Origin of the sequence: Scytonema sp. HK-05, from assembly GCF_963872035.1 — a bacterium.
GTDB lineage: Bacteria > Cyanobacteriota > Cyanobacteriia > Cyanobacteriales > Nostocaceae > Kalymmatonema.
In genome coordinates this window covers 112596-124943 of record NZ_CAWMYC010000136.1, presented here as the reverse complement: position 1 = coordinate 124943, position 12348 = coordinate 112596, and the positions used below count along the sequence as shown (strand labels likewise).

The window sequence follows — 12348 nt, the reverse complement described above, 5'->3', positions numbered from 1 at the left end:
GACAAGTCTGTCGATTCAAAAAGAAAGATGCAAACAGCTAAGAAGATCATCATTATCGGCGGCGGAATTGGCGGTGCTGCAACTGCACTTGCTCTGCATAGAGTTGGTTTTGAACCAGTTGTCTATGAGCGAACAAAGGAGTTACGGGAAGTAGGGGCTGGTATTGCACTTTGGGCAAATGCCACACACATCCTAAAGAATTTAGGCTTGTTGGAGGAGGCGCTCCGCGTTGGCTATCTAACGACAAACTACCAATTCAATTCCCAAAGCGGCAAGGAGTTGGTCAATATACCCGTTGATACTTTTGAGTTGCCTGTTATTGGCATCCATAGGGCTGAATTACAGAGCTTAATCACAAAAGGTAAGGGCATAGCATACTGTATACAGTGCGAGCCAGAATACGGTGCGCGAGTGCAAGAAGGGCTTAAGCAAAGCCAAGAAAATGTGCAGTGAATGCCCACTGAACTTGACCAATCAATCGTTGTAGGTTGCGTTGAGTAACGTAATCAAACACCTACCTTGGTTTTGTTGGGTTGCGCCTCTGCTTAACCAAGCTACAACTTGTGAAATATATAGCCAGCGTTCGAGTTTTTGGGGACTGGGATTGAGTAAAGTGCGATCGCTCACGACTGGAGCAATAACAGTGACTCCCAACTCAGTACAACACCGTACTATATCATCAAATCCATTGCCTTTGGGCAAGGCGACCATCAGCGTAATTGATACAGCTAATTCGGTTTCTACTGTCAGTGGTTCTAAAACCTGCGCTGTTTCTCCTTGTAGCTGCGCCAGCCACCATTTACCCTTGCCATCCATTGCAATGAAGTGATCGTCGTCACATAAAGGTAATACACGTCCCAGGTAATGTTGAGGTGTCAGCAAGATTTGTTCTTGTTGGAATTGGGAGGGTGCGATGGCACGGAGTGTCCGCCAGAGGCGATCGCGATTCGTTGCAGTTGAGCCATGGGATTTTCCGCGCTATTGAAGGTAGGAATGATTTGTTTGCTATCCGGATTGATTTTTGGTCGAGATGAGCTCTTTTTATATGTCTTTATAAAAAGATTAAAATTAAATAAAACCACTTCAGTAGTTCCTCGTAAGTAGGCTGGACAAGAACTATTGGTTCCAAAGGATGCTGGTAATTAATTGAGCTTGGGGAACGATTGTGGATGAGCAACGATAGCCAGATTAGAATTCTGTTTTTGACTGCTGAGCCTACTGATACTGCTAGGCTTCGTTTACAACAAGAGTTGCGAGATATCGAACAACAGCTCCAAACAGTCAGGTTACGAGACAGATTTGTCCTCAAACTGCAATTGTCCGCACGTCATAGAGACATTAGCCAAGCAATACTGGATTTTGAACCTCATATTGTTCATATTTCTGGGCATGGCGCAAGTAGTGGTGAGCTTTGCTTTGAAAATGAGTTGGGTACAACACAGCCAGTAACGCCTGAGGCTTTAGCTGCACTGTTTAAATTAGTCGCAGCCCATGTTAATTGTGTGGTGCTGAATGCTTGTTATTCGGACATTCAAGCCGAGGCTATTGTTCAGCATATATCTTTTGTCATTGGCATGAAGACAACGATTGGCGATCAAGCGGCGATCGCTTTTGCTGTTGGTTTTTACAGGGCGCTAGGGGCAAAGCGATCGCCAGAGGAAGCTTATGAGTTTGGTTGTGTGGAAATTCAACTGCAAGGTATTCCCGAAGAGTCAACCCCAGTTCTCCGCAAAAGAGTAGATCAATCGCCAGGGGTGTTTTATCTAGAACGCCCTGCAATTGAAAAGCGTTGTTATGAAGAGATTAAGCAGCCCGGTTCGCTGATCCGCATCACAGCGCCTGAGAATATGGGAAAAACATGGCTGATGAACCGGATAGTAGCTTATGCCAGAGGGTATGGTTACAAAACAGTAACTTTAAGTTTTAACGTGTTAGTAGATGGGACGGTATACAACGATGTCGAAAGATTCTTACGTTCTTTCTGTGTTGCTGTCGGTAAGGAGTTAGAGCTGCCTAATCAATTAAGTGAGTATTGGGATAATCAAGCAGCTTGTATCTACAACAGCACGATGTACTTTCAAAGATACTTGTTAGCAAACATTGCTAGTCCTCTGGTGCTAGCCTTAAATAATGTGGATCTGGTTTTTGAACAGCCTGCAATTGCCGACGACTTTTGTAAAATGCTACGAAATTGGCATGATCGGGCAAGGCGCGGCGATCAAGCTAGCGAAATTTGGAAAAAACTCCGTTTGATAATCGTCCATTCCACCGAAGTTTATGCTTCCCTAGATATCAATAGCTCACCTCTGAATGTGGGGTTGCCGATTAAATTACCAGAATTCAGTTCGGAACAGGTGCAGCGTTTGGTAAAGCTGCATGGACTGGATTTAACAGCAAATCAGGTGCAACAACTGATGGATTTGCTAGGAGGACATCCTTTACTTTTCCGAAGGGCTTGCGATTACCTAATACTGTATGAAACTACCTTTGAAAAGCTGTTGAAAGTTGCTTCTACCATAGAAGGACCATTTATAGGTCATCTGCTCGAATACTTGCAAAATCTTGAAAAGAATCCAGAGTTGAAAACAGCATTTCGTCAAGTTGTTATAACGACGCAACCACTTCAGTTATCTCCGAATATTGCTAGGTCATTGCAACGTTTGGGACTGGTGAAGCTAGAAGGAAATTTTGTCAAGCCACGCTGCAAATTATATCGTCAATTTTTCCGCCAACACCTTTAACCGCTAGGGTAACAATAATGAGCCAACAACAGCAATACTATCAAGTAGGAGGGACTTTAAAACTTGATGATCCTAGTTATGTTGAGCGACAGGCTGACAAAAATCTTTATGAGGGGCTGAAAGAAGGGAAGTTTTGCTACGTATTCAACTCCCGGCAAATGGGTAAGTCTAGCTTGCAGGTACGAGTTAGCAAAAAATTAGCAAATGAAGGATTTCGATGTGTTCTCATCAGTTTAGACGGTTTTGGTGCTAAAGGAGTCACCCAAGAGCGATGGTATTATACTTTTATTAAAGATTTGGCAGATAAATTTGAGTTACCAACTGAACGATTAGAAACTTGGTTGCATGAGAGCAAGTCACTAGCCCCTGTGAAGCAGTTTAGTGATTTTTTTGAAAAAATATTACTGGCAGAAGTTTATCAAAATATTGTTATTTTTATAGATGAAATCGACACTGTTCTCAGTTTAGATTTTCCAACCGATGATTTTTTTGCTTTAATTAGATATTGCTATAATCAACGAGCTATTAATGCAAACTTTAAACGAATTACCTTTTCCTTACTGGGAGTAGCTACGCCCTCTCAATTAATTCAAGATCATCAGCGGACACCTTTTAATATTGGTGAAGCTATTCAACTCAACGGTTTTTCATTTACAGAAGCTCGACTTCTAGCTCAAGGTTTAGAAAGCAAAGTAAGTAACTTTAAAATTGCTGAAGAAATTATTCAAGAGGTACTTAACTGGACTGGTGGTCAACCTTTTATCACTCAAAAATTATGTCAAATAATTGCAGAATATGAAGAGATTATCCCAGCAGAGAAAAAGCTCATACGTAAATGGGTTGAGGAATTAGTTAAATCACGCATAATTGATAATTGGGAAGAGCAGGATCATCCACAGCATTTAAGAACTATTCGCGACCGGATTATCAATAGTAAAGAATCGGCTGTTAAGTTACTTAAACTCTACCAAAAAATTAGGCAACACCAAGAATTACCAGCTGATGGCAGTCCAGAACAAAGTGAATTAGTTTTGTCGGGCTTAGTAGTAGAAACTAACCGTAAATTAAAAATTTACAACCGCATTTATGAATATATTTTTGATTTGCAATGGCTCGCCGAACTATTAGCAGATAAAAGACCTTATGAAGAGGAATTACTGGGATGGCTTTCTTCTGGTAGAAAAAAGTCTTGGCTGTTGCAGGGGCAAAAATTACGAGCAGCAATGAAATGGTGTGCTGATAAAAACCTGACAATGGAAGATTATCAATTTCTCAATGCCAGCGAAGAATTAGCCATAAAAAATTATCGTTTGCGTCTTATCTGGGGAATACCTGCAAGTTTGTTAATCATGGGAACTGGCTTCTTCATATGGTATGACTGGCAAAGAATTAATGGTCAAATAGTGCAAATACGGCAAAAAATAAGTCCTCCATACCTCTTAGAACCAGAACTATTTAGCCAAGGAGAGCGAAATTTTGGTCTAGGCTATGCAACTGTTAGTCCACAAGATGCCATGACAGCTTTTAAAAATAAAAATTATCCAGAAGCCATTAAGCAATTTGAAACAGTTAAAAATATTGAGCGGGGTAATCCAGAATTTGAGATTTACTACAACAATGCACTAGCACAGAAAAAGGGTAATTATTTAAGTTTGGCAGTTGTTCTACCAGTAGATGCTAGAAGGGAAAATGTTAGAGAAATATTGAGGGGAGTCGCACAAGCCCAAGCTAATTTTAACAACAAGGGCGAGGGAGGATTAAAAGGTAGGTTATTGAATATTGTAATCGCCAATGATAGTAATAAACCAATCCAATCACAAAAAGTCGCCCAAGAGTTGATTAAAGACCAAAACGTTCTGGGAGTGATTGGACATAATGATAGTCAAGCTACTCGAGCTGCACTTTATAAGTATGAAAAAGCTGGTTTAGCAACCATATCTCCCACTAGCACTAGTACTTTATTAAGTCGTACAAACAATCAAGCAAGTAGAGTTTTTTTTAGAACAGTCAGTTCCGATCAGGAAAGTGCTAGAAAATTAGCCGATTACGCCATAAACAATAACATTAAACGAGTAGTTATTTACTATAAATCTGGAGATATCTATAGTGAGAGCCTAAAGCAGGCGTTTACAAAATTCTTTGAAGAAAAAGGTGGAAAAGTTGTACGAGATAAAAATTTAGCAGATTCGAGACTGGATGCACCTTATGAAGTGTATCTTAGTGGAATTAATAAAGCCGATGCAGCTATCTTTTTCCCGAATACCGAACTAATTTATCAAGTGAGTAAGATTGCTCGCGCACAACAACTTCCCAACTTACCTAGAAAACTAAAAATGCTGGGAGGTGATTCTTTATATACTCCACCATGGATTTTTAAAAAAGATAGAAAGGCTTTTGAAGGCTTAATTTTGGCAATTGCCTGGTTTAACGAATCCAATTCACAACAATCTGAATTTGTAGTTGAAGCTAGGAAAAGATGGGAAGTGCAAAAAATTAGCTGGCGAATGGCTGCTAGTTATGATGCGACTCAGGCTTTTATTAAAGCTATCTCTTCGTCTGACAATCCCTCCCGGCAAAGTGTACTTAAAGAACTCCCATCTATTAATCTTTTGCCTGGTGAGAGTTCAGGAAATGGACTAAAGTTTATAGAAGGTGAACGTCAACAAGAACCAGTCTTGGTTCAAGTCGTTAATGGTGATTTTGTAAAAGTGGATGAAAATCAGTCCTCGTCTAAGTAGAGTGTCTCGTTCCTAAGCTCAATCCTAAGATAATAAATAGCCCCCTCTCTGCTTGCGGAGAGGGGGTTGGGGGTGAGGTTCCTACTAAGTAAGTAGGCACGAAAAAACCGAACTATGTAAAGAAAAGTAAAATTAGTCAAAACTCTCTTCCCTTCTGCTCTCTGCCTTCTACCTTCTGCCTTGTCATAACGACAAATTTCCCCACCCACGTACTTAGTGGGAGACGATTGTTGTGTCACCTTACTTTAAAGACGTTGCACTGCAACGTCTTTAATCTCAATCCCCCAAATAAATACCCAAACCACGAGCAGTTTTCACTAAAGTATCCTCTGGATTGACAGCTCTATATTGAGCGATCGCCTCAGCAATGGGCACAGCAAAAACCTGGCGATTTTGCCATGTCACCATGTAGTCATATTTACCTTCGTCAATGAGATTTACCGCTGCTACACCAAAGGCACCTGCCACGAGTCGATCTAGTGGTGAAGCGGTTCCACCCCGTTGGATGTGTCCTAAGACTGTGACTCGCGTTTCTGCACCAATGCGATCGCTAATTTGATCGGCTAAGTATTGACCAATACCACCGTATCGAGATTGACCTAAACGATTTGTCATTGTGAGAGTTTCACCCTCTTGAGTACGAACTGCCTCGGAAACAATAATTAAACAATAGTTTTTGCCTTTGTCTTGGCGCTGTTTAATTTTGTAGCAAATGTGGTCAATCGTGTAGAGAATTTCTGGAATTAAAATGACATCTGCTCCCCCAGCAATTCCCGCAGCAATGGCAATGTGTCCTGCATCACGACCCATCACTTCTAAAATCATGACTCGACTGTGAGAAGCCGCAGTAAAATGTAACCTATCGAGTGCTTCTGTAGCAATATTCACTGCCGTATCAAAACCGATTGCATGTTCGGTAATCCCAATATCATTATCAATCGTTTTGGGAATACCCACTAAATTAATAGCGCCTTGTTGTGCCAAGCGACGGAGAATAGCCAAGCTACCATCGCCACCAATCCCAATCAAAGCATCTAAACCTAGTTGATGGTAGCCTGCAATAATTTCTTCTGAGCGATCGCATACACTGCCATCAGGCATAGGAAAAGCAAAAGGATCGCCTTTGTTGGTGGTTCCTAACATTGTCCCACCAGAAGTTAACAGCGGGTCAACTTGGTCGATTTCCAGTTTTGTGAATTGGGGTGGACGCGCCATTAATCCCAGAGTTGCTTGACGAATTCCCAGCACTTCCCAACCTTTTCCACAAGCACAATGGACAACAGCTCTGATCACCGCATTCAAACCAGAGCAATCTCCTCCACTAGTAAGAATGCCAATACGCTTGCATTTTCCCATATTTTTTTAGGACTTACGCACTGTACAAATTCATTTTCCTATGCCTTGACGTAATTCTCATCCCCTGGGCTAAAAGGGGTTAGAAAAGCGGATTTGGTATCACTGACTCAAAACAAATAAAACCCCACGATTTTTATAAAAAACGTGAGGAGGTTACAGAGTAATTAGATTTTCCTTAGTTAGTTTATCTATATATCACGGTAGGATTTGTGAGATTTGTAAGATGTTTATCTATATATCACGGTGGGATTTGTAGGACATTTATTTACAAGCTTTGAAACAACTTAGATTAAATGTTAATGATAGAAAAAGAAGATTCGCACTTTATGAGATCGGCACTGGGAGTTTAGGCGCAACCAGTGCTTTTTGTAATTCTTTGGATTTTGGACAAAAATTAACTTTTTCGCATCGCCTCACACTCTCTGTTGGGTGCAATACAAGTCGGTTGTAGGGGCACAGCATGCTGTACCCCTACCTTATGCTATGCGCTACAGATTCTTCAAGTAATCCAGAAGCGCCTCGTTCACCAGATTAGTCATCGGCTTCCCTTGACGCGTGGAGATTTCCTTCAATTTGTTGTAAACCTCATCTTGAAGGGTGATGCGACGCCGTGTTTTGCTACTAGCAGTCGTTGTGTTAGCGATCGCCACTTCTTGACGCTCACTCTCTTCAGTAAGCGGTGCCGTGGTAGAATCTGCCATCGTCTCCACCAAACCATCAGCATCATCTGTGATTTCTGGCGGTGCTACGGTTTGAGATTCGTAGTTGGCGGCGAACTCGCGGATGGCATCAAAACCAAGGCGATCGCAAAAATCACCGAATTTTTCTTCAGGCTGGCGCTGCTCTTTGAAGTAGACAAAAATCGGCTCTAGCTGGGTTTCTATGTCATTATGGTGCAGCCGTTCCATGTAAGGTAACGCCAACCGCGTTTGATTCGGCGAACCTCCTAGCCAAAGTTGGTAAGATTCGGGAGCGCTACCCACAAAGCCCAGTTCTGCCATGTAAGGACGAGCGCAGCCGTTAGGGCAACCCGTCATCCTTACCACAAAATGCTCGTTTTGTAAACCTACTTTATCCAACAACGCGTGAATCCGGTCTAAAATCCCCGGAATTGCCCGTTCTGATTCGGTAATTGCCAAGCCGCAAGTGGGCATAGCTGGGCAAGCCATTGCATACCGTAGAAGAGGGTCGATTTTCTCTGGTTCAAAAACGATGCCGCAACGATTGAGAATTTTTTCAATAGCTTGCTTGTTCTTTGGTTCAATGTCGTAGAAAATGACGTTGTGGTGCGGTGTCAGGCGGATGGGCAAGTTAAACTGCTCGACAATTTCCCGTAAAGCGGTTTTGAGTTGGAAGTTGCCTTCATCCTTAACCCGACCGTTGTCGATGGAAATACCCAAGAACAGCTTACCGTCGCCTTGTTCATTCCACCCGAGGAAGTCATCATATTTGAACTCTGGTAGTGGCTTAAATGGTGCAAGCGGTTTGCCAAAGTATTTCTCGACCATAGATTGGAACTTCTCAACGCCCCAATCGTGGATTAAGTATTTTAACCTGGCGTGACGGCGGTCAGTGCGATCGCCATAATCTCTTTGAGTCGCAACAATTGCCTTGACGATATCGTAAACGTCATCCTTGTCTACGTAGCAAATTGGATCTGCCAGCCTTGCGAAGGTTTCTTCTTTATTGTGTGTCCGTCCTAAACCGCCACCTGCAAAGACATCAAATCCTTCTAATTCTCCCTTGTCATTCGTTATGACGACTAAAGTGAGGTCTTGGCTATACAAATCTATCGAGTTATCTCCTGGAACAGTCACGCAAACTTTGAACTTGCGTGGCATATAGTAAGTCCCGTAGATCGGTTCTTCCTTGTCGTGGAAACTTGTGCCAGTACCATTTTTTTCTCGCGCCGCCTTCACCTCTGGGTTTTCTTCAGCGCTAATTGCTTTTTCACCATCCAGCCAAATTTCGTAATAAGCACCTGTTTGGGGTGTCAGCAACTGAGCAATATTATCAGCGTATTCCCAGGCAAACTGATATTCAGGCTTATTTTTAAACGGTGCTGGAGGTGCCATCACGTTGCGGTTCAGGTCGCCGCAAGCTCCCAGCGTCGAACCCATGCTATTAATGATGGCAGCCATTGATGCCTTAAGATTTTTCTTTAAAATCCCGTGCAACTGAAACCCTTGACGAGTCGTTGCTCGCAAGGTGTGGTTACCATATTCATCAGCCAGCTTATCTAAAGTCAGATACAGTTGCGGCGGAACTAACCCACCCGGATTTTTCGTCCGCAGCATGAACTGGTAATCTTTTTCCTGTCCCTTGACCCGATTGTCACGGTTATCTTGCTGGTAAGAACCATGAAACTTTAGTATTTGTATTGCATCTTCACTAAAGTGGGTAGTGTCCTGGAGTATTTCAGTTGCAACAGGTTCACGCAAAGAATTGCTGCGTTCCTTGATTGCTTCTACTTTGGAAGGCTTACGGCTTGTGGTCAGGGGAGGGGCAGATTTAACCATTGGAGTGGTACAGAGTTTTTTAAATAAATCATCTCAACGCGCCGAAGCGTAACTTAGAAGCACCCTTTCGGCTTATTTATTTCCGATAATCCGGTCGGAATTAAGAGGAATAATTTGATTTTAACATGGCAAAAAGCTGGGTTTTTCAGTGATGTAACACTTAGATAAACCCAGCAATATTACTTATACTATAGTTAGGAGTTATAACTTGCCATTTGACGCATTTAAATAGGCAAATGGTTTGTCTATAATTCTTGACTTTACAGGAGTTAACCTCCTGTAAGCATTGGTTAAGCTGTATGTTCAACCTGACACTTGAACTACAGCTTTACCTAAACCGATAGCCTAGACCACCATTGATGCTGAGGGCAGAAGCAGGGCTATTTTTGTAAGCATCAACTCCTACCGTAGCGTTGCTGTAGACCATAAAGCTATTACCGAGTTCTGATTCTACGCCAGCAGTCAGCGCTAGTCCATCTTTGTTGCCCAACGGACTTGGTTTGCCATCTTTCTCCACAAAAGAGTAACCAACACCTACGAAAGCATTGGTACCTTTAGCAATCCCTAGGTCTGCGGAAATTTGTGGAATAATAGCAGTTGTTTCTTCACCCCAGAGCAGTTGACCACGTGCAGACAAAGGTGTGTCTCCTAATTTCACGCGACCTGTGACATTTCCGCCAATTCCTGCAGCATCACTGTTTTGCCCACCATTGGTAACACCAGCAGAAACACCAACACCAACATAGTTAGCATCAGTACCCTTTTGTGTTGGTTGAGGCAAAGCAGAAGCATGACCAGCCGAGAGAAAAATAGGAGCAACTACCACAGAGGACAATGCAGAAATTGTCACAAAGGATTTAAGCAACCGTTTCATAATATTTACCAAATGTTGTAGGTATTGCTTTTAAATCCAAGGTCGAAAAACTAACCAAAATGTTCCATGTAATTTGAAAAAAAATTTCCTTATCTGTTGCTATTGATGCTGAATACTTCAACGTATATTTTTCTAGTTATTTTGTTAGAAAGGTATTATAAATACAAGACACACTGCGGCTGTCCGGTGTTTTTGTTTCAAAATAGACACTTTTTTGAGTGTCACATTAATCAATCATCTTTTATCACTATTCAGTAAAGTTTTTGCAAAAAATAGGTTGAGTTTATTTGGAAGCATAAACACAAAAAAATCAACACAGATTCATTATCTGTGTCCATTTCCATCATTCCTCGTTACAAAGAGGGAGAAATGATTAGTCAATACGGTAAGTCTGACGAGCTATTTTCACTACAAACGGTTTCCTTAGGTTGATAATAGCGGCAACCTTCGCATGGTCCTGTGGGATTGACAGCACAGCGCAAGTAGCCAGAACGGGCATTAAATTGGCAGCTGATGTCGCCAATCAGGTAGCCGACTCCTTCAAGATAATAGCGATCGCCCGGTTCGCTTATGGTGTTCTGCCGTATTCCCCGTGCAGGAGAACTGGTAGCTGCTCGCCTAAACTGCGAACGTGTTCTAGCCTGGGTTTTACGCATCAACCACAGGGAGAATAGGGACGGTAAGAAACCAATGATAATAACCAAAAGTGTCTTCACTTCAACACCTTCTTTTGTTTGTGCGCTTATCGTCCCTGGTATTGCATCTTCGCATTTAAGGAGGGTGCAACCCGTGGGAAATTCCGCGTGGAAGAAAGCTAACACTAGAATAAGTGTCAACTGCCACTTTTATCAGCATAACCGTTGCGACGCAAACCGTGCGTTTTGCTTGAATGTTGCTACCTTAAGATTTGTTTATAAGTCGTTCTTTGAGCTTGCACAAGTCTTACATAAAATAAAGCGATATGAAACTTGGCACACCTGACTATGGCAATCAGTGAACTACCCAACACCGACCCTTACGGGTACGGTGTGGGCTTCTGACTTCATTGACCGCTGCCCCTTGCCCTTACTTTGTAGGTGGTCTTACGCAGCCTCCATCAGCAATAACGGGATTCCCTCCGCCCAACGGGAGAGCCACTTTGCTTATGCCGGGGAACCATGCACGCCAGTTTCTCAACGGGACGGACAGTTTCTCCCGGAGGGAAACCCTCCAAGAGAACTGTCCTCACCGAACCCCCGCACCGGACTGGCTCACCACCGCACTGTCTCCTCCTGACTCCTGTTCGCGTAGCGTGTCCGCAGGACATATTCTGCTGTAATTCATTCTCCAATATTCGAGCTTATCTATGAGGATTGATTTGGTGATAACATTCACACCGTTTCCTCGCCAGGCTATTTCTGGATCTGTTGTAAAAACAGCACACTCTAATTGCTCTAGCTTAATATTCCAATACTGACTAAATCTGCTTTTTAAAGTTATTACCTGCTCAAATACTTTATTTCTGTGCTTATTTCTTCTTTTTCTTTCTGTTGCGCCTGTGGCTTCTGTATCAATAAATTTAGTTTCAACTATAAAAATTTTACCAAATGAAGTAAGATAAACAAAATCGCACTTTCCCAAATCTGTATAATCAGCAATTGGGGACTTTTCAAATAACAGTAATTCAGAACATGAAGGAAATATCTGTTTGATATTCAAAAATAAATAAGCTTGCAACAGGAGTTCCTTGTCATAAGGAAAAGCGATAACCCCTTCAAAAAACCTTTTGATGTTTTCCTGAGATTGGGGTTGAATTTTTTTGCAATATACAACAAAGTTATTAACCTCATCTCCGGTCATGCAGTTTTTGCTCCTTCCCCCTTGTTGCCACACACACCTTCATGGCATAAAAGATACCATGTATACAAGGAAGATATCATCCGCAGAAGTAACTAAAAAAACGATTAAACCATAAGTTACCTACGGCAATTTACTGATGACGCAAACGCAAAATAGTTATCTAGCTATTTGCTGTTTCTTATAAGCTACTCCCTTCCAGCTAGAACAATACCGATTAAAACAGTACCAGCCGCAGTACCAGCCGCAGTGCGGGCGCTTTGGGGGATTTAAAAGAGCCCTCC

At 42.2% G+C, this 12348-nt stretch carries 8 protein-coding genes and 1 pseudogene; 3 read left to right on the top strand and 6 right to left on the bottom strand.

The genetic code is table 11. The annotated features are described in order from the left end of the window. Positions 1 to 27 precede the first annotated feature (27 nt). On the top strand, positions 28 to 453 hold the full coding sequence (locus AACT52_RS30870; RefSeq protein WP_143172720.1) for an FAD-dependent oxidoreductase: 426 nt from the start codon (positions 28 to 30) through the stop codon (positions 451 to 453). An 81-nt stretch (positions 454 to 534) separates the two neighbouring features. Here the strand turns inward: AACT52_RS30870 and AACT52_RS30865 are convergent. Further along, positions 535 to 915: pseudogene (locus AACT52_RS30865) on the bottom strand (RsmE family RNA methyltransferase); the annotation flags it as partial. 254 nt (positions 916 to 1169) lie between these two features. On the opposite strand from AACT52_RS30865, the gene AACT52_RS30860 reads away from it, so the two are divergent. Next, positions 1170 to 2741: an AAA-like domain-containing protein gene (locus AACT52_RS30860; RefSeq protein WP_073627951.1), complete on the top strand. Its 1572-nt coding sequence runs from the start codon at positions 1170 to 1172 to the stop codon at positions 2739 to 2741. 17 nt (positions 2742 to 2758) lie between these two features. Then, the gene (locus AACT52_RS30855; protein ID WP_073627949.1) at positions 2759 to 5479 is read left to right on the top strand and encodes an AAA-like domain-containing protein; all 2721 of its coding nucleotides are present in this window, start codon (positions 2759 to 2761) and stop codon (positions 5477 to 5479) included. A 276-nt stretch (positions 5480 to 5755) separates the two neighbouring features. Here the strand turns inward: AACT52_RS30855 and AACT52_RS30850 are convergent, their stop codons facing one another. The 5 genes from AACT52_RS30850 to AACT52_RS30830 form a co-directional block, all read right to left on the bottom strand. Next, entirely contained in the window at positions 5756 to 6835 is a 1080-nt protein-coding gene (locus AACT52_RS30850; protein ID WP_073627947.1) for an ATP-dependent 6-phosphofructokinase, read from the bottom strand. Positions 6836 to 7323: 488 nt separating this feature from the next. Continuing rightward, complete coding sequence (gene sir, locus AACT52_RS30845; RefSeq protein WP_073627946.1) at positions 7324 to 9354, bottom strand: sulfite reductase, ferredoxin dependent; 2031 nt, start codon at positions 9352 to 9354, stop codon at positions 7324 to 7326. A gap of 328 nt (positions 9355 to 9682) precedes the next feature. Then, a complete protein-coding gene (locus tag AACT52_RS30840) occupies positions 9683 to 10228 on the bottom strand; it encodes an outer membrane beta-barrel protein (protein ID WP_073627945.1) in 546 nt (181 codons plus the stop codon). Between the two features lie 377 nt (positions 10229 to 10605). Next, positions 10606 to 10944 (bottom strand): DUF6464 family protein, encoded by a 339-nt coding sequence (locus AACT52_RS30835; protein WP_073628057.1) that lies wholly within the window; start codon positions 10942 to 10944, stop codon positions 10606 to 10608. 508 nt (positions 10945 to 11452) lie between these two features. After that, entirely contained in the window at positions 11453 to 12067 is a 615-nt protein-coding gene (locus AACT52_RS30830) for a hypothetical protein (protein WP_083630025.1), read from the bottom strand. Positions 12068 to 12348 lie beyond the last annotated feature (281 nt).

Coding starts and splice junctions, on each gene's coding strand:
- AACT52_RS30870 (WP_143172720.1), top strand. CDS start 28: ATGCAAACAGCTAAGAAGATCATCATTATCGGCGGCGGAATTGGCGGT.
- AACT52_RS30860 (WP_073627951.1), top strand. CDS start 1,170: ATGAGCAACGATAGCCAGATTAGAATTCTGTTTTTGACTGCTGAGCCT.
- AACT52_RS30855 (WP_073627949.1), top strand. CDS start 2,759: ATGAGCCAACAACAGCAATACTATCAAGTAGGAGGGACTTTAAAACTT.
- AACT52_RS30850 (WP_073627947.1), bottom strand. CDS start 6,835: ATGGGAAAATGCAAGCGTATTGGCATTCTTACTAGTGGAGGAGATTGC.
- sir (WP_073627946.1), bottom strand. CDS start 9,354: ATGGTTAAATCTGCCCCTCCCCTGACCACAAGCCGTAAGCCTTCCAAA.
- AACT52_RS30840 (WP_073627945.1), bottom strand. CDS start 10,228: ATGAAACGGTTGCTTAAATCCTTTGTGACAATTTCTGCATTGTCCTCT.
- AACT52_RS30830 (WP_083630025.1), bottom strand. CDS start 12,067: ATGACCGGAGATGAGGTTAATAACTTTGTTGTATATTGCAAAAAAATT.